Source organism: Rhodopirellula bahusiensis, from assembly GCF_002727185.1.
Classification (GTDB): Bacteria; Planctomycetota; Planctomycetia; order Pirellulales; family Pirellulaceae; genus Rhodopirellula; species Rhodopirellula bahusiensis.
Map to the genome: position 1 here is coordinate 15,479 of NZ_NIZW01000029.1, position 23,155 is coordinate 38,633.

Here is a 23,155-nt window from a genome sequence, read left to right on the forward strand (position 1 = left end):
CGATCAATTGCGACGGGGCGTGGTTGATTGACGCGAATCTTGAAACGCGGAGTGGCGGAGGAGCGGAGGTTCGCGGAGATTGGGGTAAGATCGTTTAAGCTGATCGCTTACTTCAACCAACGCCGAATTCTTGGTCTCCCCGTTCCATGTCTGTTGAAAACGAATCACCGCGACGGATCGGGCGGCCTCGGAACTTTGATCGCGACGAGACTTTGCTCGCGATCGTCGATGTGTTCTGGCGGCTCGGGTACAACCAAACCAGCTTTCGCGAATTGGAAGCCGCGACCGGTGAAGGCCGCCAAAGTTTGGTGAACGCGTTCGGTGACAAGGCGGCTATCTTTGAAAAAGCCATTCAGTGCTACATCGATCACCGCGTTAATGAAGTGATCGAGTTGCTTCGCGGCGAAGGCGAACCATTGGACCGAATCGCGAAAGTGTTGGCTCGATGGGAAGCCGATGCAAAGGCACCCGACCATCGCGGATGCTTGTTGGTCAACACGGGCGGTGAGATTGGCCCGAAAAATGCGGCCATCGCGGATCGGATGGCAAACTCGACCCAACGTTTGGTGAACGAGTTTGCCAAGACTTATCAACAAGCGATGAAAACAGGTGCGATCGCGACCAAACCATCCGCGAAATCGTTGGCTCGGCTCACCGTCGCGTTGGGCGATGGGGCGTTGTTGCAGGCTCGCGTCAGTGGCGATGCAGCAGCCGCGAAGCAAACGCTGGTGACGCTGGCGGAATTGATTCGCAGTCGCTGATGCGACAGTGAATGGATCGAACGCATGGCGGACTTGAATCATCGCTGTGCATTTTGGTTTTGAACACGCGTTCAAAAACGATGTGCATTTCCCTTTTGATGGAGACTCCGATGAATATTCAAGAATTTCGAAAACGTCAACAAACCATCTCGCTCGATGGCGTGATCCATGAACCGCTGGACGTCGCTTACACCGACGTGGGCGAGGGCGAGCCCATCCTGTTGTTGCATGGCATCCCAACCTGGTCGTTTTTGTTCCACGATGTGATTGACACGCTGGCTCAGCATTACCGAGTCATCGCGCCGGACATGATTGGTTATGGGTACTCCGATCGCCGCGACCAGTTTGATCGTTCGATTGAATTTCAGGCTGACTTCCTCGAGCGTTTCCTGGAACACTTGGACGTCGAAAGTGCCCACTTCGTTGCTCACGACATCGGTGGTGGCGTCGCATTGATCTTGGCCGACCGAAAGCCCGAACTGGTGCGATCGATGGTGTTGTCCAACAGCGTCGCCTACGACAGTTGGCCTGTGGATGAGATGCTCGCGATGGGGCACCCTCGCAACGCGAAGATGAAACCGGAAGAGATGACCGAGAAGTTGGTCGAGAGCTTCCAGTTCGGTTTGACTCGTTCGGAACGACTCACCGAAGAGTTCAAGGAAGGCATCGTGACGCCCTACCAAGAACGTGATGGAATCGTGAGTCTGGTTCGCAACGCGGCGAGTTTGAACACGAACCACACCACTCCACTGACCAGTCGTCTGGGCCAGATGCAGCAACCGACGCTGCTGCTGTGGGGCGAAGACGACAAATGGCAGCCGATCAGCACGGCGGAGCAGTTGGTGAAGGACATGCCTCACGCGGAACTGCATCCGATGAAGGACTGCTCGCACTGGGTTCCGCAAGACAACCCGGAAGAGTTCGCCAGTGCGACGCTCGAGTTCCTGCAACGGGTTCCTGTGGCCGTGTAGGGTGATTCAATCGCTGGCAACGGGATGGTTCAGGATCAAGATTCGGAAACCATCTCCGCCAGGGACTTTCACCGCCGGCCATTGTTCGATCTTCTGCTGGGTCGTTTCGCTGGACGTGCCGTCGAAGGGATTGAACCAGGTCAAGTTCATCGTTTGCCCGCGGACTTCGCTGGGCAGTCGCAGTCCCAAGAAGTCATTTTCTTTGGGGACGTAATAGAGAATTTGCCCGTTGTCGTTGTGGAGGCAGAAGCCAGCGTTGCTGCGTTTGTCACCGGCGATCAAATTGCCAAGGTCGTACTTTTCGACCAGAGTTTGCAGGTGGCGGTAGTAGTCCAATCGCGGGCGATCTTCGGGTTCGAGTTGGGTGATGTCGGGAACGATGACGTTCCACGCGGCGCCTTGCCAGTAATGAGTAGGGAACGTGCCTGCGAAGACGCACTGGTAGGCTCGTTCGAGGCAGACTTCCGGTGATGTGTAGTTGCCGTTGAAGACGACGTAGGGGCCTTTTTCGTAGCCGCCGTGTTCGATGTTGAGGATCGGTTTGCCAGGGATGTTTTTGCAGACTTCTCGCATCACGTGGTAGAGCTCGGATTGCCAAAGCTGAACGGAGACAAAATCAATTTTGTCGGCGAAGCGTCGGCAGTAGCCGTAGTCATGCACGGTGATCAAACGTTGGTAGGCATCCAACTCACGCAGGCGTTCGATCCGTCCGTGGATGTAGTTGACGTCGTTGTGCCCGTATCCGAGAGCTTCTTTGGAGATGTCCCAAATCAGGTTGGGATAGGCTTGGTAGCGGCGGACGACGTAATCGAAATAGCGGTTGTCGGCCTCGGAGTTGGCTTCTGGCCAGTTCACACGTTTGTTCCAGACGTAGACCATCAGGTGAGCGGCGATGCCCTTTTGATCGAGGTATTCGATCACTCGGTCGAGTCGTTGGAAGTACTCGATGTTGAGCTTCGAATGATCAGGTGATTCGTTGTCGCCCGCAAACGGATAGACGTTGGGGCTGCCGTATTCGTACTTGGAATCCAGACGATCGTCCTTGGCCCATTTGACGTCGTAAGCAAACACGTTCAGGACGACTTGGTTGAATCCGTTTTCGGCCAGCGTGTCGACGAACTGCCGCGTCTTGGGGATGTCGCCCGCGTTTTCAGCGTCGAGTGCAAACAGCCAATCGCATTCAAACGCGATCGGGTAATAGCGGTTTCTGTTTTGAAATTGGAACTGGCGGTCGTTGTCCGGATCGAGCTCGATTCCGCCACGACGTTCGTCGGCTGAGGCGGCTACATTCAGCGTGCCGGTTTGAGCGTTGAGCTCGGTGTTGGGTGAAGCCGTTTGGTAGGTCCACTTGCCTGCTGCGGACGGCGTGAAGCGGATGCAATAGGTTTGGTCGCCGTCGTAGAAGCCGGGGACTTTCAGTGTTTGGCCGACTTCGTTTGAGAAGGTTGCTGAGAACGGTGTGTCGACGGGATTGTCTGCCAGCGTGTCGACTTGGAAACGAAGCTCGGTGACCTCCCACTGCCTCGGTGTTTGGGGAGACGCTTCGTCGGCATGAACGAAGGAATGGCCGATCACGACGCAACTGGCGAGAAGCAGGTGGAGTGCGAAAGCTGGCAAACGCATGGGATTCATCTGGGGAAGATGGGGTGGGGAAGCGAGACGAGGCATCGTATTCCAGCCGGTGGGCGGCTTCTATTCGAGCGGACAGAAGAAAACCAGAAACGCCGTGATTTCCAGGGTGAGACGCGATCGGATTGCGCAAGGACTCTATGGATCGTGCCGGGTGGGGGATCGGCGGATGTCGAGGGAGAATCTGCATTGGTAGAGTTTGTGATCATCTCCCCCACAACCACAGGAACACACCCATGCGAGGCGTCTTGGTCACGAAGAACGACAAGGATATCAGCGCGACGTTGCAAGACATTGAGGAGCAACAATTGCCCGAGGGCAATGTGACCGTGCGAGTGCACTGGTCCAGCTTCAACTACAAAGACGTGTTGGCGATCACAGGAAAGATGCCGGTGATTCGTTCGTACCCCATGGTGCCCGGAATCGATTTGGCTGGCGTCGTCGAATCCAGCGACGTCGATCGCTATCAAGTCGGCCAAGAGGTTTTGGTGACGGGCTACGGAATTGGCGAAGCCCACTGGGGCGGGTACGCCGAACTGGCTCGTGTGCCGGGCGATTGGTTGGTGCCGCTTCCAGAAGGATTGACGATGCGTCAATCGATGGCGATCGGGACGGCTGGCTTCACCGCGATGCTGTGCGTGATGGCATTGGAACGTGGCGGTGTCACGCCCGACCAAGGGCCGATCTTGGTGACCGGTGCTGGCGGGGGTGTTGGCAGCGTCGCGATTGGGTTGCTGTCGAAACTGGGGTATGAAGTCGCGGCGGTTTCAGGGCGTCCAGAAGCGGCGGACTACTTGAAAGAACTTGGTGCGAGCGAAGTGCTGCCACGGTCCGAGTTTTCGCAGCCCGGCAAACCGCTGGGCAAAGAACGTTGGGCGGGCGCGGTGGATGTCGTCGGCAGTCACACGCTGGCGAACATCTGTGCATCGACGAAGTACGACGGCATCGTGACGGCGTGTGGGTTGGCCGGTGGCATGGAATTTCCCGCGACGGTGGCTCCATTCATTCTGCGAGGCGTGACGTTGGTCGGCATCGACAGTGTCCAGTGCAAGCAACCTCGACGCTCGGAAGCTTGGCAGCGTTTGGTGGAAGATTTGGACCTGGCGAAATTGGAAACCATGACCAACGAGATCCAACTCGACGACGTGATTGAGACCGCGAAAAATTGGGGCCAGAGCGATCACCGCGGACGTGTGGTGGTGGCGGTTCAAAGTTAGTTGGCCGCGAAAATATTAGCCGCACGGCGTTAGCCGCGGTTACGTGCAAGAGAGAACCGCGGCTAACGCCGTGCGGCTGATTGTTGTGCCGTTGGTCATGACAGAATCAGCCGCAAGCTGGTCGGCTTGTTGGAGGTTCAGGCCTCGGAGGACCCGAAGTCATCGACGATGGTTGGTTGGCGATGGATGCGAACCCAGTCGAATTGACCGATCAGTTTTTGGTGGATTTGATCGAGCGTCATGTCTTTCAGCGAGTCATCCGAATCGGGGCAAAGTCCCGATGTTTTCGCGGCCCAGCGGACGATCGTTTCAGGCGTCATGCCTTGTTCGCGAAAATGTGACAGGCGTGTGTCGCCGTGACGTTTGGCGAGCCGGCGACCGTCGGTGCCGGTGACCAGCGGCACGTGTGCGTGGCTGGGTGGGGAATGCCCCAATGCTTCGTAGAGTTGAAGTTGCCGAAAAGTGCTGAGGATCAAGTCGTCGCCGCGGACGACTTCCGTGACTCCCGCGTCGATGTCATCGATGACGACCGCGAGTTGATACGCCGCCAAGCAGTCTGCGGCTGTTTCGGCTTTTCTCGTGATGGGAAAATCGCCGATGTCTCGAATGGGATCGCAAGTGACTTCGCCGTGGACTCGATCAAAAAAACCATCGGGCGTCGCTTGCATTCGAAAGCGAAAACAGAACGGTTTGTCTTCCGGCAACGGGTCGCCGTTTTTCCAGCCCGCACAGGTGCCGGGATAGACCGGTGCATCGGGCGTCCATCCCGAGGCGGTGCTTTCATGCGGGGCTGATGCGGCGGCTTCGATGTCGCGACGCGTGCAACTGCATGGGTAGACGCGACCGGCGCGGAGCAATTGTTCGCGGGCTTGGTCGTACAGCGGCGAGCGTTCGGTTTGGATGATCGGGTCGCCGTCCCAATCCATGCCGAGCCATCTCAGGTCCGTGATGGCTTGTTCGGTGGCCCACGGTTTGATGCGTGGCGAATCGATGTCTTCGATCCGCAGAATCAAACGCGCGTTTTGGGAGCGAGCACTCCAGTACGCGATCAGGAATGTTCTCGCGTTGCCGAGGTGCTGGGCTCCCGTTGGCGAAGGTGCCAATCGGCAAACGGCACTGGACATCAAAATTCGGCGTTGCCCGGCGTGCGTGGGAACGGGATCACGTCGCGAATATTGGCCATGCCGGTGACGTACTGGACGGCTCGTTCCAATCCCAAGCCGAATCCCGCGTGGGGCACGGTGCCGTAGCGACGCAGGTCGACGTACCACCAGTATTCCGATTCGTCCAAGCCGCCTTCGGCCATGCGGCGTTGCAGCACATCAAGACGTTCTTCACGTTGCGAACCACCGATGATTTCGCCGACACCGGGAACCAAAACGTCCATCGCGGCGACGGTTTTGCCATCGTCGCTGACTCGCATGTAGAACGGTTTGATCGAGGACGGGTAGTCCGTCAGGATGACTGGGCCCCCGACGACGCTGGTCAAATACCGTTCGTGTTCGGCTTGGAGGTCCGTGCCCCACTCGACCGGGTACTCGAACTTTTCATCGCAAGCAAGCAAACGCTCGACCGCATCGGTGTAGGTCATGTGTTCGAATGGTTTTTCGATCACCGATTTGAGTTGGTCGATTTTTCCTTTTTCGATGCGCTCGTTGAAGAACTCCATGTCTTCGCCGCAATGCGAGAGGCAATCCGAGAAGACTCGTTTGAGGAATCTTTCCGCCAATTGCATGTTGTCGTGGAGGTCGTAGAAGGCGGCTTCGGGTTCGACCATCCAGAATTCGGCCAGGTGCCGCGACGTGTTGCTGTTTTCGGCGCGGAAGGTGGGGCCAAAGGTGTACACGCGAGACAACGCCGTCGCGTAGGTTTCCGCTTCCAATTGCCCGCTGACCGTCAGATGGGTTGGCTTTTGAAAGAAATCCTGTTTGGTGTCGAAGGGGCGATTCGAACCAGCCAGTTTTTCCAGGTTCAGTGTCGTGACGCGGAACATTTCGCCGGCGCCTTCGCAGTCGCTGGCTGTGATGATCGGCGTGTGCAGGTAGTTGAAGCCTTCGTCGTCGAAGAAGCGGTGGATCGATTGGCTGATCCGGTTGCGAACTCGCATCACCGCGCCGAGGGTGTTGGTTCGGGCTCGCAGGTGCGACCATTCGCGAAGTTTTTCGAACGAGTGCCGTTTCTTTTGCAGCGGGTAGGTTTCTCCATCGCACCTGCCGATGACGCGAACGGAGTTGGCGTGCAGTTCAGTGGCCTGGCCTTTGGCGGGGGACTCGACTAGTTCGCCTTGGACGACGACGCTGCATCCGGCCGTCAATTTTTGAATTTCTTCGGCATAGTTTTCCAGCTCGGCCGGGGCGACGACTTGCAGGTTGCCCAGCGAAGTGCCGTCGTTGACTTCCAAGAAGCTGAAGCCGCCTTTGCTGTCACGTCGTGTTCGAATCCACCCGCGAATTTCGACTGGGCGAGGCAACTCAGTGCTGGTGCGGCAGGCGTCAATCGTGGTCCAGTCCATGGGAGCAATCATCGAGCGTTGAAGGGAGGCAAAAGGATGAACTGTGTATCGTAGCGAATTGGTTCTGGATCGCCTCCACCACAACGGAAGCGATTCCCATTAAGCTAAGGGCTGACGTGTTTCCCTCCCCGCTCCTCGATTGCCCCCATCCTGACCCATGCCCACCGCGTCCGCGTCTGAATCCAGTTCCAACCAACCCGAATCCTCAAATGCGTCGGGATCGATCGATCACGTTTTGGTGGAAGACCGTTTGTTTCACCCGTCGGCCGAGTTCACTGCAAAAGCGGTGATCTCGACGGAGGAACAGTACGAAAAGCTGGCCACCGCCGCTCGCGAAAATCCGGATGAATTTTGGCGAGCCGAAGCACTGGAACATTTGCATTGGTTCGAACCGTTTGACACGGTTTGCGATTGGCAGCCACCACACGCGAAATGGTTCGTCGGTGGCAAGACCAACGCCAGCTACAACTGCGTCGACGCCCACGTGGCAGCGGGACGCGGCGATCGGACGGCGATCATTTGGGAAGGGGAACCCGTTGAGGACGGAAAGCCTCGCGATCAACGCACGCTCACCTTTGCTGAATTGCAAACCGAAGTTGCCAAGTGCGCCGAGGGGCTGACTCAGTTGGGCATTGGTGTTGGCGACGTGGTCAGCATCTACATGCCGATGACTCCGGAGCTGGCCATCGCGATGTTGGCGTGTGCTCGCATCGGTGCCGTTCACTCGGTCATCTTTGCTGGGTTCAGTGCCGCTTCCATCGCGGAACGAAACAATGACGCTTCCGCCAAACTGATGATCACATCGGATGGGCTGTACCGTCGCGGCAAGATTTTGCCACTCAAAGAAACGGTCAACGAAGCACTCGAAAATTCGTCGACCGTTGAGCACTGCTTGGTGCTTCGACGCACCGGTGAAGAAGTGCCGATGCAAGAAGGTCGAGACGTTTGGTGGCACGACGTCGTGGACAGCCAGCCGGGTGAGATGGCAGCGAAGCCGCTCGATAGCGAAACGCCTCTGTTCATCCTTTACACGTCAGGCAGCACCGGAAAACCCAAGGGCATCCTGCACACCACGGCGGGTTACAACTTGTGGGCCAAGCGAACTTTTCAGTGGGTGTTCGACCACCGCGAAGACGACGTGTATTGGTGCACGGCAGATTGCGGATGGATCACCGGTCACAGTTACATTGTGTACGGGCCGTTGTCCGCCGGGGCGACTTGTTTGATGTACGAAGGCGCGCCGAACTTTCCCGCGGAAGATCGGTTCTGGGACATCGTTGAGCGTCACAAGGTCAACATTCTTTACACCGCACCAACCGCTGTTCGAGCCTTCATCAAATGGGGCGACGAACATGTCGACAAGCACGATTTGTCGAGCTTGCGATTGCTGGGCAGCGTCGGCGAAGGCATCAACCCAGAAGCTTGGATGTGGTACCACAAAAAGATCGGTGCTGAGAAATGCCCGATCGTTGACACGTGGTGGCAAACCGAAACGGGCGGCATCATGATGAGCCCGCTGCCGGGGATCACGCCAACCAAACCAGGATCTTGCACGCGGCCGTTGCCAGGAGTTGTGCCGAGCATCGTCGATGAACTCGGCAATTCGGTGGACAGCGAGCACGGCGGAAAGCTTTGCATCTCGCAACCATGGCCCGGAATGTTGCGTGGGATCTACGGCGACGAAGAGCGATTCGTTGAGCAGTATTGGTCGGACGTTCCGAACAAGTACCTGACCGGCGACAACGCTCGCTGCGACACCGACGGGTACTACTGGATCATGGGACGCATCGATGATGTGATCAATGTGTCCGGGCACCGGTTGAGCACGATCGAGGTGGAATCCGCCTTGGTTTCTCACCCCGATGTTTGCGAAGCCGCCGTGGTGGGACGTCCGGATGATTGCAAAGGGCAAGCCATCGCGGCATTTGTCACTTCCAACGACCGCGGTCACGACGATGAATTCCGCAAGGAGCTGAAACTACACGTGCGAAAGGAAATCGGTGCGTTGGCTCAGCCCGACGACATCCGCTTCACCGCCGCACTGCCCAAGACGCGCAGCGGCAAAATCATGCGGCGTTTGCTGCGAGATGTTGCCGCGGGACGCGAATTGGTGGGTGACACATCGACGCTGGAAGACCTTTCCTCGCTCGCGAAATTGCAAGAGGAAGACTAGAGTGGTGGGGCCCTGACCTACTCCTTTGAACTTCAAAATCGGTTCCCGCGTGAACCGATGCATGCTCCATGCCCGGTGACCCGAAACGTCCTGACAGGCTGAATTCGATCGGCGGGTCGTCGATCAGTCGGTCCGTGGACGGTCGTTTGGCCGACGGAACGAACTCTTCGGAAACTCTCGGGAACGGCGGGCCGTTTTCATCTGCGATCTCCGCGGTTGGTGCTCAGGCGAATGCCGGCGAAATCTCAGATACCAGTTTGCGGACTTCGATGCAGCCGGCCCCCTGGTTCACTCGACGGCGGGTCGCGACTGGGATTTCCGCCCTGGTGATTTTGGTGATCGCCTGTCTGGCTGGGTCCATTTTGGCTTCCGCGATTCAGCGTGCGACCGAGAACCTGGTCGCTCACTCGTTGCAGTCCGTTTTGGCGGCCAACGTGCATTCCCTGGAGATGATGTTCTCCGATTTGCAGGGGGAATCGGAACGTTACGCTCAGGACGAAAACGTTCGCCAACTCAGTTTGCAATTGCTACGCAACGACGACCAGCCAACCCCGTACGAACGCGAGTCGATTCGGCAGAATTTGTTGTCGACCATTCCGCAACTGATCGGAACCGTTCCGTGGCTGATCATGGATCGCGATGGCGTCGTCTTGGCGAGCAGTCTCGAGTCGATGATCGGATTGAGGGTCGAGTATTCGAAGGTCAATCACGAACGATTGATTGGCGGGAACTCGACGCTGGCGATGCCACAACGTTTGCCGGGTTGGGAGAATCAAACTGCGATCATGGTCTCGATGTCGCCGCTGATGGACCGAAACCAATGCTTTGGTGCGTTTGGATGGGTGATGGAAGCGGACGATCGTTTCAGTGATCTGTTGGAAATCACACGGTCGGGTGCAACGGACGAGTCCTACGCGATCGACGGTCGCGGACGGATGTTGTCGACCAGCCGTTTCCAAGTCCAGTTGGCCGAGAAAGGATTCCCGGACAACAGTGTGCTGAACTACGAGGTGCGAGATCCGGGATCGGATATTTTGGCTCACGAGGCGATTGCGACTCCATCCCAAGCGTTGCCTTTGACTCGGATGGCCGATCAAGCGACCCGGCGTGCCGATGGAATGGAATTGGAAGGCTACCGGAACTACCGGGGTGCGATGGTCGTGGGGGCTTGGAAGTGGTTGCCTGAATTTGACATGGCGGTCGCGACTGAGATCGACGTGGCGGAGGCTTATGAGCCAGCAACCATCCTACGACGAGTTTTGATTCTGACACTCGCCGGCGTTGTCACGTTATCAAGCATCGCCTTGGCGCTGATCGCATATTCGAGACACCGTGCCCTTCGCAAACAGCGTCTGGCGGAAGAAGACGGTGATGGTCGACGGATCGGTCAGTATCGGATTCTCGAATTGCTGGGCGTGGGAGGCATGGGATCGGTTTACCGCGGAAGGCACGAGTATCTGCGACGCGACGTCGCGATCAAGGTGCTCGAGGGCGAGCGTTTGTCGACGCGATCGGTGGCTCGGTTCCATCGCGAAGTTCAGTTGACGTCGACGCTGCGTCACCCGAACACGATCGCGATTTACGACTTTGGTCAGTGCAGTGCGGCAACGGGCGAATCCCAAATTGGCAATTCGCGAATCGGTGACGAAGTCGATCCCGAAGAAACGTTTTACTACGTGATGGAATACATTGATGGGGTCTCGCTTCAACAGTTGATCGATTACTACGGGCCTCAAACTCCCGAGCGGACTGTTCACTTTTTATTGCAGATTTGCGGTTCGATCTCAGAGGCTCACAGTACCGGTTTGATTCATCGCGACATCAAGCCGGCGAACATTTTAGTGAGCGCCCACGGTGGGCTTTGGGACCACATCAAAGTGCTGGACTTTGGATTGGTCAAAGACATCGGTGGCGATTCGAATTTGACGCTGCAGGAAGGCGTGACCCATGCGGATTCGATGACCGGCACGCCGCTCTACATGGCCCCCGAAACAATTCGCGATCCGTCCGCCGCGTCGCCTCGCGCGGACATTTATTCGATCGGATCGGTCGGCTACGCGTTGCTGACCGGACGTCCGATCTTTGAAGGTGATTCGGTGATCGATCTGTGTTTGAAACAGCTCGAGCAAAACCCACCGCGTCCTGAGGATCGGTTGCAACGTCGATTGCCCGGAGACCTGCAGGACATTTTGATGCGGTGCCTGGATCGTTCCGCGTCGAAGCGATTCAAATCCGTGGCGGAATGCACCGCGGCGCTCGAGTCTCTGCCAGAAGCCGGCCGATGGACTCAGGCGAGGTCGGTCGAATGGTGGGCCAACGAATTCGATCAGGCGGCGAGAACGCAGCCGGGGCAAACCAAGAATCCAACCGTTGACGACGCTGCGTTGACGCGATGATCGGTTGGTGGCGAAGACGATGCGTCAGCGTTCGCTGCCAAAGCGTTTGTTGCCGCTTTGGAATCACGTCGACGGACTTGGAAGTCCATCGTACGGGGAACAAGTGCTTGTAGCGACTGGGCCGGAGCCGATCAGGCGGCTCGGCGAGTGGCGCGAAGCGTTGTCGAGTTCGACGCAGTGGATTGCCATTTGCCGTTGGTTTGACGCAGGATCATCGTGTCGGCATACGAGACCTTGCTCAGCACGGTGTCGAGCTCCGCCAACGTTTCGGCATCGAGCGATGGATCGAGGATGATTGCATCCATCATACCCAGGCGATGCAGAACCGTGACCACACCGCGAGCGGCGGTTTCCGGGATGATCGAGGGGCGAATCGCCAGCCCCGCCAATTGCCCGTGGAAGTCGCGAAGTTTGACGGTTCCGCCGACCATCTCAAACTGATCGATCACGGCGTACTTGAGCGCCGGGTTGGCTGCGGCCAAAGCATGCACCACGGCCGGAGTTCGTGAACCGTCGCCAACGCCGATTTCCAAAACGCTTGATGGTTGCAATTTGGTCAGCTGTTTCACCAAGCCATCGTGCTCGCCACGCGACAGCATCGACAGCACGCCTCGCGACGGACTGGCTGGTTTCGCCTTTGCAACCGGAGCGGGCGCGGCGGGCTGCGCGACTGGAGCGGCAACCGGTTTGGCGGCAGCGGTTTTTGCTTTGGCAGCGGGCTTGCTCGCTGACCTTTTGCGTTCCGCCGGTTTCGGGGCAGCAGCTTCCGGCGCGGTGACCGCAGGAGTCGGCTCGGAAGTCACCTTCGGTTGGGAAGTGACTCCACGCAGAGAATTCCAGAGCTTCTTCAGAGGCATTGCCTGAGATCCTTCCTAGCTGGCTCGTCTGGCGACGTGCATTGGCGGTGACCGATCCATCCAATGGTTCCCATCGGAATAAATCACACCGGAATTCATCGTCACAAACCAGAGTCTGGTTAGGCAAGATTGGAAAGAACCGCCGGGGCAGCTCACCCCATCCAGGCGGCTCGGTAGCTGAGACCAAGATTGAGGATTCGTTGGATCAGCGATTCATACGGGATGCCCGCGGCCTCGGCGGACTCAGCGAAGTCTTCCCCGTATTCGATGTTGGGGTTCGCGTTGGCTTCGATCACGTAGACCTCACCCGAGGGTGTCATCCGCAAGTCCATGCGAGCGTAGCCGCTCATGTGGAGAGCCCGGTAAACGCGTTTGCAAAGCTTGCCGATGTGTTTTTGCTGCAGTTCCGTCAAACCTTCGGCCGCGTGGCAGGTGATGTCGTGTTTCTCTTGGTATTTGCGGTCCCACTTCACGCGACTGGTGGCGATTCGAGCAGACTCGTCGGGCATTTTGCCAAAGTCCATTTCCCAGGCTGGGAACGTGACCAGCCGTGTGTTTCCCATCACGCCGACATACAATTCGCGGCCCTCGATGTATTGCTCGACGATCACGTCGCCGCCAGTTTTCTCATGCAGGAACGTGACTCGTTCGGCGAGAGTTTCATCGGTGTGCACGATCGAGGCTTGAGCGATCCCGAAGGAAGCGTCCTCGATCGTCGATTTCACGAACAGCGGGAATTCCAGCTTCTTCGGTCGACGCACCGCGCGACCGTTTGGGAACACGGCGAAACGTGGCGTCGGGATGCGGTGATACATCAGCAGCTTTTTCGACAAGGCTTTGTCTTTGCTGAGCATCAATCCACGTGGGTTGCAACCGCTGTAAGGTTGCTGCATCAGCTCGAGGTAGCTGATCACGGCGAAGTCGTAGGTGACCACGCCGTAGAACTCTTCCAGCAACATGTAGGTGATGTCGGGCTGGAAGTTTTGCAGAGCGGCACGAATGGGTGCCAAGTCGTCAAAAATTCCCAGCGGCAGCACCTCGTGACCGAGTCCACGGAGGGTCTCGCACACGTCGTATTCGGCCTTCCAGGGATCGGATTCTTTGTCGGTGAAACCATCCAGCGAATCAGGAGGAACGTTGCCTTCGCGGACCAACACCAGCACGCGCAGCTTGCTCATGACTGAGCTCCTGCGGCGAAGAGGTCGTGCCGTTTTACTTCACCCTCCCCTTGGAAGGAGGTCGTGCAGTTTTGAAGTGCCGTGCTCGCAAGGTTGAAGTCACCCTCCTGAACGGAGTTGGGGAGGGTCGGAATGCGAGCGTTCAGCGAGAATTCCGGGGAGGGGAGTGAGCGTCGTTTCCCATGCTCGGCCCTCACCCTCGCGTACGCCTGAACGGCGTCGCTCGACCTCTCCCCAAACTTCGTTTCGGGAGAGGTACGCCGTGTGTAAATCTGCCGAAAAGCGGCACTTAAAAACTGCACGACCTCGAAGGGTCGAGGGGAGCTGGATTCGCTCGCTTTAAACCGCTGCACGGTGGCCTCCTTCGTGCAGGAAGTTCGTCGTGCGGACGGCGACCAAGATCATGGCATCGCGTTTGGTTTCTTCCGGGGATGCACCAAGGCGAAGTTGCAATTCCCGGCAACGTTCGATCATTTCCTGAATAACTTGATCGATCGTGTAAGCGTATTCACCGGTCCACTTCGCGACTGATCCGCGAAGTTCCGTGCGAATGCGGCTCAGAAACGCGGCCGCGGTGACGTTGCGGCGGTGAGCGTCTTCGGAAGAAAACAAACGACGCAAATCGTTGTCGTAGACGCTGGGCAGATCCAATCCGTAGTGCTGGCGTTTACGCTCGTAGTGCGTTCGCAGTGTCCTGCGAATGCGACTGAGTGGATCCAAGGTCGCTCGGCATTGCACGCTTGGCTTTTTGCCCTGAAGCGACGTCATGAGTTCGTTCACCATCTTCAACTTTTCGATCGCTGGCCAATCTTTGTAGCGAGTTCGCCAGCGTGAACCGGGTCGCAACCAAACCGCGAACGTTTCCGCGAAATCCTCAAGCGGGTGGACTTGAGCGTACCACATGTCCAGGTGCAAAACGTAATCGCGACTGGATGGTTTGGGTTGATAGTATTCTGGGTAAGGCAGCGAGGTTTTGCCGAATGTGTTGCGGTAGATTGCCTTGCGTCGCAACCGGAACGCGGTGTCGATCGCATGCCCGGCTTCGTGCCGCAAGATCTTCATGCACCACTCGTGTGTGCCACCTTCGACCTCGAGCAACTGCTTTCGTTCCAGTCGCATCAGTCGGGGATGCGCCAAATAAAACGGAATGGCGATCCCAGGGATTTCATCGGGTGAAAACCAATCCTCACTTAACCAACAGTGGGGAGTGAATCGAAGATCGCGGTCGGCAAGCTCGGCGGTGAGTTGCTCGATGCGTCTCTTCAGCGGTGAATTAGCGATCGTGACCCCCAAGTCACAGATTCGCAGATCGAGCAATTGCTCGTCCGAGAGAGAATCGAGATCCGGTTTGCGTTTGGCCATCAATCCGTGGTGCTAAGAATCCGTTGAGGGAGTGGCCACTCAGGAACGTTCCGCCGAGACGTTTTCCTGATGACGTTCAGTCAATCCCCGCTCAGTGTATTCACGGTCCTTGCAGATGCGAGTTCAAAGACGATTGAAAGCGAACTCGTGAAACACGGGCGTGCAACTTTGTCAGTTGCCTTTGCTCTTGCCCTTCCAGCCGCGACTGCGTTCTTCGGGATAGAGTCGCTCTCCATTGCGTCGCGCGTGACTTCGCGGGCTGGGGTCCCAGTTTTTCGCGTCCCCTTCGGCGGTGATCAACGCAATGTCATCGAGCGAAATATCGTGCAAGGCGGCCAACTGACGCATCGAATTGTCGTGAATCGCTTGTTGGCTTTTCTCCATGGTGGAACGCACCGCGTTTCCATCCGGGACCAACAAGGGAGCCTCAATCGTTGTCCGGGCCGAGTCGCGAATTTGATCGTAGATGCTTTTGCGTTTGTCTTCGGGGACGTTCGCGATCGGCAGTGCTGCGAGTTCCTCTTCGCTGAGCACGACCAAAACGGGTTGGTCACTTTCCGCCGGTGCCTCGCCCGATGACGCTGAATCGCCGTTTGACGTTGCCGACGGGTTCGATTCAGGCATGAACGTCATCGCCAAAATGCCAATCAAGGCGATGAAGACGACCCCGCCCATCACTCCGGCAATGAGCGGTACGTTGATGTCACCACTCGACGAGGACGACGTTTTCTTCGTCGGCTTCGCAGCCGCGGATTGTGGTGCCGCGGCGATTTGAGCTGATTCGACGCTGAACACCTGGCCGCACGATGGGCATCGAGCGGTCACCACCGACGCGGGAAGGTTGGCGGTCGTTTTGCACTGCGGGCAGCGGACGGAACGGTGGCTCATGGGCGAGTCAGTCTGGGGTTGGGCGGAAATCAGAACGGAGCGAATGAATCGGACGTTGCTCAGCGGGTTGGCAACAACGCCGCGGAAAGTGAGCCGACCATCGGCAGCATCTGCTCAAAGCGTTGCTGGATCGAGTCAGCTCGATGCCCGGTCAGCCCATGCGAATCAATGTGACCGATTTCGTCCGCGAGGTCTTCCCAGATCTCGGCCAACTCCGCCGCCGTGCGTTGCAATCGATCCAGAGGCTGACGTCGGTCCAAGTCTTCGTGCAGTTTCTTTGCAACCTCGTACAAACGATCGGTCCCGCGAAGAACGTCTCGCTCGTAAGAATCCGGCGTCAGGTAGCGGGCGTAGCGTTTGAGGTCGGCTCGGAAGTACTCGGCCGATCCTTCCAGCGAAGCGGCTTCCGACATCAAAGCTTGACGTGTCCGAGGCGACAATTCGCCTTGGTTGGAGCCACCGCCTGGGAAACCGGGGCCGGGATAGCCCGCGCCGGGATAACCCGGGTATCCGGGCGACGGATAGCCTGGACCGGGAAGCGGCGTCGGGCGAGGCGGCGGAGGCATCCACAACAACGCATAAGTTTGGTCGCCACACTGAGCGATTCGGGCGATTCGGCGATCCAGAACCGGGTCACGCAAGGAAACCAATTCGTTTGCGTAGTCTTGCCAGCGAGCAACAAAATCGGTGAAGCGGCTGACGATCTCGTCGTACTGAATCGACTCGACTCGGTTGGCTTCTTCCAAGATCGCTTCTCGTAGCAAGCGACCTCGGTGCACCAGGTCATGGGCTTGGTCGGACGAAATACGAGCGGTTTCGACGTCGTCCAATAACGCTTGCATGTACGTCGCCGCGATGATCATTTGATCGTGCAATTCATGGCGATCAAATTGAGGTTCGATCTTCATCAGTCGCGAAATTTTGCGACCAGATTGGTCACAGCTGGCCACGATCGCTCGCAGTTGATCAGATCGATCGGGCAGCGAACGAACCTGGAAGGAAAGCTCTCGCCAACGTTGGTCCAAACTGCGATAGGGATCGCGCAGCCGCGAAAGCGAATTGGCACCGTCGCATTGATGCAGCACCGTTCGAGTGAGTGCCTGAACTTGGTAGGTCTCGGGAAGCAACGCACGCACGCCTGCATCGCGTCGTGACAAGGTTTGCAGGGCGTCTTTCAGGGCCGCCAATTCGCGATCCATTTGAATCAGCAGCTCAGCGAACTGACGAACCTCTCGCGAATTGGTGCGGATCGTTTGGGGGCCGTTGTTGCGAGGGTCCTCGCGAGGTCGGTCAGGCCGTGTTGGCGGGCGACTGCTCGGCGGGCGATTGGCTGGTACAGCGGGGCCAAGTGGTCCAGCGGGAAAATCACCGGGACGTGCCGGGGACGCGGGAGGCCGACCGCCACGATCGGTTTCGCGTTTGGACCGTTCTTCCTCCAGCTTTTTTTCAGCAATGGACCGAAACAAGCTTTCGAGGAACGATCCGTTCTGCGCACTGGCGGAAGGTGCGGTCATCAAACTGAGCGTCATCGCCGCCAGCAATATTCCGATAACGTCAATGGGCGACCGGTCAGAGGCATCCGAAGCACAGCGAGTCGAAGGGCCGCTGAGAAGAGAAGAGAGCATTTGGGGCCCGCCTGATTACAGGTCGTGGAAGGCTCAGCCGTGGATGGGGTGACCGACGCAGAGCAATTGAAATGATTGTTGTTATCGTAACACTTTGCCAACGCCGCGCCGTCGTTCCGTCTGGTATTGCCGCCAAGACCTAGGCGGCCAACCGAAGGTGGGTGGAATCTTTCCACTTGGCGGGGTTTTGAGCTCAGTTGAGACAGCAAGAATGTCGTTGGCACGAGCATATGAATCGCTCTGCAACCAAAATGAACGAACGTTCCCCTCGGTGGGCAATCGGTCGCTCGGCTTACGCGCCGATGGTCGACCGCAGTGTTGCGTTGCGAATTGAAGACGATCGTTTGATGCTGGTGATCGCCAGCAAGTCAGCCGACGCGGTTCAATTGAACGAACCCGCTGATGAGATGATCGTCGATCAGGTTCGCTGTTCCGATCCAGGTGGTTGGATCAATAGCGGCCGATGGACCGAGATGGTGGAAGCTCTGGCCAAGTTGAAGCAGCGCCATCAAATTGGTGATTCGCCCGTCGCCGTTTCGCTCAGTGGTGACTTTTGCGTCACGCGAATTTCGGTGGGGACGGTGGAAGACGTCGACCGCGATCTCGCTGCCTTGGCGGGACGCATTCCTCGTTACTTGCAGTTGGGACCGGGCGGCAAAGTCACTGGCCACACGAGGGAAACGATCGGGCCGGGCATGGAGCATGCGTTGACGGCGGTTGGCAACCGCGTGCGTTTGCAAAACTTGTACGAAGTCTTTCGGATGTGCGATGTCGAGATCGCATGGGTGGAGCCTTCGCTCGTCAGTTTGTCGCGATTGGTCGGATGGTTGGGGTTGGACAACCACGCTCCCGTTTTGATTGCCGATTCATTTGGTCGATCGTGGGAAGTTGGAATCTCGTTCCAAGGTCGTTTGCTGTTGGACTACCGACCGGCCGCGGCTCGTGATGGCAGTGAGTTCGCAGACGCGATTGATCATCACCTCGAACGATTGCAGCGTTTCTGCCAGCGTCACCGCGGGATGTCGGATCACCGTCTGGATCAGTTATTCGTCGGTGGCGGTGTCGACAAAGTCACGCCCGTCGTTCGGCGGTTCGCCAATGATTCGAAGTTGTCGGTTTCAGCGATCGATCTGACAACGGCTGCTTGGAAGATCGAGCGGAACAAAGTTGACTCTGGCGCAGATGAAGATGCCACCGTCTGTGAAGTTCCTGTTGCGGAGACCGACACCGTCGCGGTGATGGCAGCGGTGCTGCCTCTGATCACCAACCCTGAGTTACCGAAAACGGATTTGCTTCAAGAGATTCGGCGTGATCGAGGCAAGTCACTGGTTCGTCGCATAGCGAGTACGTATTGGCCCGTCGCTGCAGCCATGGTTTTGCTGATGTCGGGATTCGCGTTGGTCGCCAATGAACGCTCGCGATCAGACCGGCAGAGTCAGCAACGCGATTTTGTTGAAACGCAAATGCGGCAAACCCAAGTGCGAATGTCGGGTGTGCAAGAAATGCGAGAGTTTGTCACTCACTTACAAACCATCGAATCGAAGACGTTTTCGCCGCACGTGAATCAGATCGTCACTCAGATGGCGCAGTGCTTGCCCGCACAAACGCGTTTGCGTTCGATGGTGTTGGATTCTGAACGGCATATTCACTTGGAAGGCTGGACGGCTCAGGAGAACGACATCTACGACGTGATCAGCTATGTCCGTCGTGTGCCAGAGATCAATCAAGTCGCGTTGCTGGGGACCAATGCCAGCGCCGACGACGATGGATTGGTGTTCCAGATTCGGTTGGGAATGCGTACTGACCGCTCGGCGGATCAACCGGGAGAGGCTCGATCCCATGAATAAACCGAACGACCGGCTAATCCGGGTGATCGTCGCCGCTGGAAGTTTCCTTGTGTTGATAGTGATCGGAAAACCACTGGTCGATGAATACAACGAGCTTCGTGCTGGACACAGAGAACTGTCAAAGCTCGAAGAAGAGTTTGACACGCTGCAATCACGCGATGTGCGTTTGCGACGAATCGAAACGACGTTGAAAGAAGAACGCGAAAAACTGTTGGAACGGTCGACCACACCGGACAAAATTCAACAGGTTCGTGACACTGTGATCGGCATCGTTCGGCAAAGCAGTGCCACACTGCGAAGTTTAGAAATTGAAGACGGGCAACGTCGACGTTGGGCAATCGACAATGATGATCCACACAGTCGGCGGTTGCCCGAGATGGACATGGAATCAGACTTCGAGTTGCATTCGCACTCGTTGACGCTGGTCGCTGACGGGACGTTGGATGCGATCATGGAAGTGACGGAGAAAATCAACGGGCAGAAGTGGCTGATGACCGTTGAGACGCTGGGATTGGAACCAGCCGGAACGAATGGAAAGTGGATTGGTTTGGAGTTGCGGATCACGCTGTACGGGCTGCAGCGTTCGGTTCGCGAGAAGGACGATCTGGTCGCTGCGAAAGCATCAACGCGGCTGAAGTGATCCAACGCAATGTTGGGTCGCACAATTTTTACCTTTAGGAATCAACGCATGGCCAAGGAAGGCTCCGCGTCACAAGCAGCACGCGTCATTTCAACTCCGAGCAATTTGCTCGCGAGTCCGGTGACCCTATGTCGTTCGAAAGTTCGACGTGCGATTGCTTCATTGATTCATTCTGCGTCGATCGGTGCGGGATTGTCGTTGGCGATGTGCGCGACGACTTGGAGCGGATCTGAAGCCATTGCCGCTGAGTCAAACGTTTCGCCAAGCGTGGCCGCCGGTGCCCCATCCGCTGAAGTCAACGCTGATGCGGTTTCAAATTCGCTACCGGCAACCGAAGTTGCGTCACCAGCGGCCGCTGTCGAAACCCAAGTCCAGTTGACTGGGCCACCACTTGCCATTGATGAAGTTCTTTCGCAACGCGGCAGCATCACGTTTCGCAAGACATCGCTGCAAGAGGTGGTGTTTCTGCTGTCGGATCTTTGGAACATCAACATCGTCGCCGGTGAGAAGGTGACGGGAAACGTCTCGGGAGTCTTCAAAGAGGCACCGCTTCGAGATGTGTTGTCAGCGATCCTGACATCATCCGGGTACGGCTACATCGCGGCAGGAAATAGTCTGGTCGTGTTGCCGCTGGATGAAGTGGGCATCGGGCATCCCGACTTCGAATCGCGTACGCTGCGTTTTCAAGCAGCCGACGAAACGGAAATGACCGCAACCATCGCGGCGGCGCAATTGTTGTTGTCCGATCGCGGGCGGATTCAACCGGTCGGTCGCGGAGCGATGTTGGTGGTCGACAAAAAGACCAATATCGATCGTGTGCAGCAAATGCTGATCGCGATGTCGCCGCAGGCTTCGGGGCAACGCTTGAATGATTCGGGCGATTCATCGTCAGCTGGGATGCAGCGTTCGGCATCCCCAAACGTCTACGATGCGATGGCGACCGAGCTCATCTACCTGACGCCTCAATACACAGAAGCATCGGAGATGCGCGAGTCGTTGGAAGCGGCACTCGGTGAAGACGCGATCGTCGCGGTCTATGAGGCTGAAAACCGCATCATGGTCAAAGGCAATCGTGCTCAGTTGCAATTGGCGTCGCAAGCATTCAAGCAACTCGATGTGCCTCGCGCGCAGGTTCGAATCACCGCGTTGATCTACGACGTGACGTTGGCAGAACTCGAAGAGCTCGGGGTGAATTGGGGCCGTGATTTTCGCTTGAACACCACGGACGAATCGGCACTCGCTGACTTCGCAGGCAACATCGAACAAGCGGTCACGTTTGGAACCCTCGGTTCGGGCGGAGCCACGTCGATGGGCATCCGAACTTTGACGGACAACTTCGACACAAGCTTTTTGCTCAGCGCTTTGGATAGCAGCGACGAAGCCAAGCTGCTGGCTGACCCATCGATCACCGCGATTGATCGACGTGAAGCCTCGATCAAGATTGTTCAGCAAATCCCGATTATCGCCGCGAACGCCGCGGAAGGGAGCAATGTCGTCTACGCTCAGGTTGAGTTCAAAGACGCCGGGATCATCCTGAAGGTGACACCTCGGATCAGCAACGACAACACAATCGAGTTGAAAGTTCAGCCCGAATACAGCGTCCAGGTTGGCGAGATCGAAAACAATCCGGTGATCGACAGCCGGACCGCAGAGACCACCGTCCGGGTTGCAAACGGTCACATGTTCACGTTGGGTGGTTTGCGACAAAAGCGAATCATTGAAGACGTCAGCGGCGTGCCTTACCTGCGAGATCTGAAATACATTGGCAAACTGTTTCGCAACCACAGCACCCAGGTGCGTGAGAGCGAACTGATCGTGTTTCTGAAGCCAGAGATCATTTCGCCTTACGACCATGGGAACCAACGATCTCGACAAGCCCAGTGTGTCGCGACGCGCCAGTTGGACTCGATCCCGTACGCGTCGGTATGCCCGCAGACACCCTACTGTCATGATCTGAATTGTCCCAACCACCATCCGCGACCTCGTCTCAACGGTGGGACCTACGATCTTCAAATGTTGGGTGGTGAAGGCATGGCACCCATGGAGCTGTCCTATCCCGGATTGATCGATCCCGGACCAGTCGTCACAGGACAACTGACGCCAACGTATGAACCAGAAGAGGTGATCTCGGATTCCTTTCTGTTCGATTCCGATGCGGTGATGTTGGAGTCCCCGACTCCGAGTGGTTCGACGGATTCGTTGCCAGTTCCGATGCTGAATCATGGATCGCAGATGATGCAGGGGCGACTATCCAGCCCGAGACCTTCCGGTTCGACGGTTGCTCCGACGAGTCTTCGGAACCAAGCGAGGTTTCAACGAGACTCGATGATCGTGGCACCGGCTTCATCCAGGATGACACCCGTGAAAGTGGAGTCGTTTCGATCGCTGATCAACGAGCCACTGCGTGCAGATGTGCCCAACGAAAGTGCGAAAGATGAATTCGCAGGCTATCCAACGGTCCATGTTCGTCCGATGGAGCAACCGTGATGGCCGAGCAACGTTTTGCAAGTGAGACGGAGTCTTCGCATCAGGTGGTCAACAAGAAAACCATGTCGCGACTTGCTGGCAAGTCCAGATCGCCTCGTTTGAAGTGGGCGGCGTTGTTGGTGCTGTTGTTCGCGAAGGTCGTCGTGTTGCCAGGTTGTGGCGTGGACCCCGAGTCGATCAACACCATTCGGCGAGTCGCGTTGCAGGACAGGAACACTCAGTCGGACCTTGGAATCGGTGGTGGCGAATCAACTTTAGGCTCAGTCGCATCCCCGAGAGCCTTTGAGCCACCTTTTCCGGATCGCAAAGACCCGTTTCACATCAACCAGTCTGCTCCGTCCATCGTCGCGCGTCCGACCAAGGCTTCCGAATACTTGGTGCTCGGATTCGCGGACGTGGGAAAGACACGGGCGATCATCCGGTTCGGCGAGGAGACCCAGTTCGTCTCCAAAGGGGACACGATTGGCGACGCCGAGGTCTTGGAGGTCATCCCACCACGTGTTCGTTTGAAAAACGGAAGCTTCATCTGGGAAGCCAGCATGTTCCAATCGCCATAAGCTTTCGCATCAAGGCATCGTCGACAGTTCCATCGCGGCCCGTATGAACCAAATC

17 protein-coding genes are annotated in these 23,155 nt (G+C 57.2%); 9 read left to right on the forward strand and 8 right to left on the reverse strand.

The window, feature by feature from the left end; genetic code table 11:
• Positions 1–146: 146 nt before the first annotated feature.
• Complete coding sequence (locus CEE69_RS26595) at positions 147–761, forward strand: TetR/AcrR family transcriptional regulator (RefSeq protein ID WP_099263615.1); 615 nt, start codon at positions 147–149, stop codon at positions 759–761.
• 110 nt (positions 762–871) lie between these two features.
• The gene (locus CEE69_RS26600) at positions 872–1,732 is read left to right on the forward strand and encodes an alpha/beta fold hydrolase (RefSeq protein ID WP_233215674.1); all 861 of its coding nucleotides are present in this window, start codon (positions 872–874) and stop codon (positions 1,730–1,732) included.
• 6 nt (positions 1,733–1,738) lie between these two features.
• On the opposite strand, the gene CEE69_RS26605 is transcribed toward CEE69_RS26600, so the two are convergent.
• Positions 1,739–3,355 carry a DUF5060 domain-containing protein gene (locus tag CEE69_RS26605; RefSeq protein ID WP_099263617.1) on the reverse strand — a complete coding sequence of 539 codons (1,617 nt, stop codon included), beginning with the start codon at positions 3,353–3,355 and terminating at the stop codon, positions 1,739–1,741.
• A 242-nt stretch (positions 3,356–3,597) separates the two neighbouring features.
• Between CEE69_RS26605 and acuI the strand changes: the two genes are divergently transcribed.
• Positions 3,598–4,578: an acrylyl-CoA reductase (NADPH) gene (acuI, locus tag CEE69_RS26610; protein WP_099263618.1), complete on the forward strand. Its 981-nt coding sequence runs from the start codon at positions 3,598–3,600 to the stop codon at positions 4,576–4,578.
• A gap of 137 nt (positions 4,579–4,715) precedes the next feature.
• On the opposite strand, the gene gluQRS is transcribed toward acuI, so the two are convergent.
• Together gluQRS and asnS are read right to left on the reverse strand one after the other, a co-directional pair.
• On the reverse strand, positions 4,716–5,702 hold the full coding sequence (gluQRS, locus tag CEE69_RS26615) for a tRNA glutamyl-Q(34) synthetase GluQRS (protein ID WP_099263619.1): 987 nt from the start codon (positions 5,700–5,702) through the stop codon (positions 4,716–4,718).
• Complete coding sequence (asnS, locus tag CEE69_RS26620; protein ID WP_315852547.1) at positions 5,702–7,102, reverse strand: asparagine--tRNA ligase; 1,401 nt, start codon at positions 7,100–7,102, stop codon at positions 5,702–5,704. The genes gluQRS and asnS overlap by 1 nt, the downstream gene beginning before the upstream one ends.
• A gap of 145 nt (positions 7,103–7,247) precedes the next feature.
• Between asnS and acs the strand changes: the two genes are divergently transcribed.
• Positions 7,248–9,263, forward strand: a complete 2,016-nt coding sequence (gene acs, locus CEE69_RS26625) for an acetate--CoA ligase (RefSeq protein ID WP_099263620.1) — start codon at positions 7,248–7,250, stop codon at positions 9,261–9,263.
• A gap of 68 nt (positions 9,264–9,331) precedes the next feature.
• Positions 9,332–11,659, forward strand: a complete 2,328-nt coding sequence (locus CEE69_RS26630) for a serine/threonine protein kinase (protein ID WP_099263621.1) — start codon at positions 9,332–9,334, stop codon at positions 11,657–11,659.
• 131 nt (positions 11,660–11,790) lie between these two features.
• Here CEE69_RS26630 and CEE69_RS26635 read toward each other — a convergent pair whose 3' ends face one another.
• From CEE69_RS26635 to CEE69_RS26660, 5 genes are all read right to left on the reverse strand, one after another.
• Entirely contained in the window at positions 11,791–12,516 is a 726-nt protein-coding gene (locus tag CEE69_RS26635) for a hypothetical protein (RefSeq protein ID WP_099263622.1), read from the reverse strand.
• A 152-nt stretch (positions 12,517–12,668) separates the two neighbouring features.
• On the reverse strand, positions 12,669–13,694 hold the full coding sequence (locus CEE69_RS26640) for a D-alanine--D-alanine ligase family protein (RefSeq protein WP_099263623.1): 1,026 nt from the start codon (positions 13,692–13,694) through the stop codon (positions 12,669–12,671).
• 339 nt (positions 13,695–14,033) lie between these two features.
• Positions 14,034–15,056 (reverse strand): putative zinc-binding metallopeptidase, encoded by a 1,023-nt coding sequence (locus CEE69_RS26650; RefSeq protein ID WP_099263624.1) that lies wholly within the window; start codon positions 15,054–15,056, stop codon positions 14,034–14,036.
• A 171-nt stretch (positions 15,057–15,227) separates the two neighbouring features.
• Positions 15,228–15,944, reverse strand: coding sequence for a zinc ribbon domain-containing protein (locus CEE69_RS26655; RefSeq protein WP_099263625.1), 717 nt, complete (start codon positions 15,942–15,944; stop codon positions 15,228–15,230).
• A gap of 59 nt (positions 15,945–16,003) precedes the next feature.
• The gene (locus CEE69_RS26660) at positions 16,004–17,569 is read right to left on the reverse strand and encodes a hypothetical protein (RefSeq protein WP_233215675.1); all 1,566 of its coding nucleotides are present in this window, start codon (positions 17,567–17,569) and stop codon (positions 16,004–16,006) included.
• 230 nt (positions 17,570–17,799) lie between these two features.
• Here CEE69_RS26660 and CEE69_RS26670 point away from each other — a divergent pair, with 230 nt between their 5' ends.
• Genes CEE69_RS26670 through CEE69_RS26685 form a run of 4 tightly spaced genes read left to right on the forward strand, consistent with a single transcriptional unit; the run spans position 17,800 to position 23,100 of the window.
• Positions 17,800–19,416 (forward strand): type IV pilus biogenesis protein PilM, encoded by a 1,617-nt coding sequence (locus CEE69_RS26670; protein ID WP_099263626.1) that lies wholly within the window; start codon positions 17,800–17,802, stop codon positions 19,414–19,416.
• The gene (locus tag CEE69_RS26675; RefSeq protein ID WP_233215677.1) at positions 19,409–20,056 is read left to right on the forward strand and encodes a hypothetical protein; all 648 of its coding nucleotides are present in this window, start codon (positions 19,409–19,411) and stop codon (positions 20,054–20,056) included. Before CEE69_RS26670 ends, CEE69_RS26675 begins: the two co-directional genes overlap by 8 nt.
• 48 nt (positions 20,057–20,104) lie before the next feature.
• Complete coding sequence (locus CEE69_RS26680; protein WP_099263627.1) at positions 20,105–22,543, forward strand: type II secretion system protein GspD; 2,439 nt, start codon at positions 20,105–20,107, stop codon at positions 22,541–22,543.
• Positions 22,543–23,100 carry a hypothetical protein gene (locus CEE69_RS26685; protein ID WP_099263628.1) on the forward strand — a complete coding sequence of 186 codons (558 nt, stop codon included), beginning with the start codon at positions 22,543–22,545 and terminating at the stop codon, positions 23,098–23,100. The genes CEE69_RS26680 and CEE69_RS26685 overlap by 1 nt, the downstream gene beginning before the upstream one ends.
• Positions 23,101–23,155 lie beyond the last annotated feature (55 nt).

Coding starts and splice junctions, on each gene's coding strand:
- CEE69_RS26595 (WP_099263615.1), top strand. CDS start 147: ATGTCTGTTGAAAACGAATCACCGCGACGGATCGGGCGGCCTCGGAAC.
- CEE69_RS26600 (WP_233215674.1), top strand. CDS start 872: ATGAATATTCAAGAATTTCGAAAACGTCAACAAACCATCTCGCTCGAT.
- CEE69_RS26605 (WP_099263617.1), bottom strand. CDS start 3,355: ATGCGTTTGCCAGCTTTCGCACTCCACCTGCTTCTCGCCAGTTGCGTC.
- acuI (WP_099263618.1), top strand. CDS start 3,598: ATGCGAGGCGTCTTGGTCACGAAGAACGACAAGGATATCAGCGCGACG.
- gluQRS (WP_099263619.1), bottom strand. CDS start 5,702: ATGTCCAGTGCCGTTTGCCGATTGGCACCTTCGCCAACGGGAGCCCAG.
- asnS (WP_315852547.1), bottom strand. CDS start 7,102: ATGATTGCTCCCATGGACTGGACCACGATTGACGCCTGCCGCACCAGC.
- acs (WP_099263620.1), top strand. CDS start 7,248: ATGCCCACCGCGTCCGCGTCTGAATCCAGTTCCAACCAACCCGAATCC.
- CEE69_RS26630 (WP_099263621.1), top strand. CDS start 9,332: ATGCCCGGTGACCCGAAACGTCCTGACAGGCTGAATTCGATCGGCGGG.
- CEE69_RS26635 (WP_099263622.1), bottom strand. CDS start 12,516: ATGCCTCTGAAGAAGCTCTGGAATTCTCTGCGTGGAGTCACTTCCCAA.
- CEE69_RS26640 (WP_099263623.1), bottom strand. CDS start 13,694: ATGAGCAAGCTGCGCGTGCTGGTGTTGGTCCGCGAAGGCAACGTTCCT.
- CEE69_RS26650 (WP_099263624.1), bottom strand. CDS start 15,056: ATGGCCAAACGCAAACCGGATCTCGATTCTCTCTCGGACGAGCAATTG.
- CEE69_RS26655 (WP_099263625.1), bottom strand. CDS start 15,944: ATGAGCCACCGTTCCGTCCGCTGCCCGCAGTGCAAAACGACCGCCAAC.
- CEE69_RS26660 (WP_233215675.1), bottom strand. CDS start 17,569: ATGCTCTCTTCTCTTCTCAGCGGCCCTTCGACTCGCTGTGCTTCGGAT.
- CEE69_RS26670 (WP_099263626.1), top strand. CDS start 17,800: ATGAATCGCTCTGCAACCAAAATGAACGAACGTTCCCCTCGGTGGGCA.
- CEE69_RS26675 (WP_233215677.1), top strand. CDS start 19,409: ATGAATAAACCGAACGACCGGCTAATCCGGGTGATCGTCGCCGCTGGA.
- CEE69_RS26680 (WP_099263627.1), top strand. CDS start 20,105: ATGGCCAAGGAAGGCTCCGCGTCACAAGCAGCACGCGTCATTTCAACT.
- CEE69_RS26685 (WP_099263628.1), top strand. CDS start 22,543: ATGGCCGAGCAACGTTTTGCAAGTGAGACGGAGTCTTCGCATCAGGTG.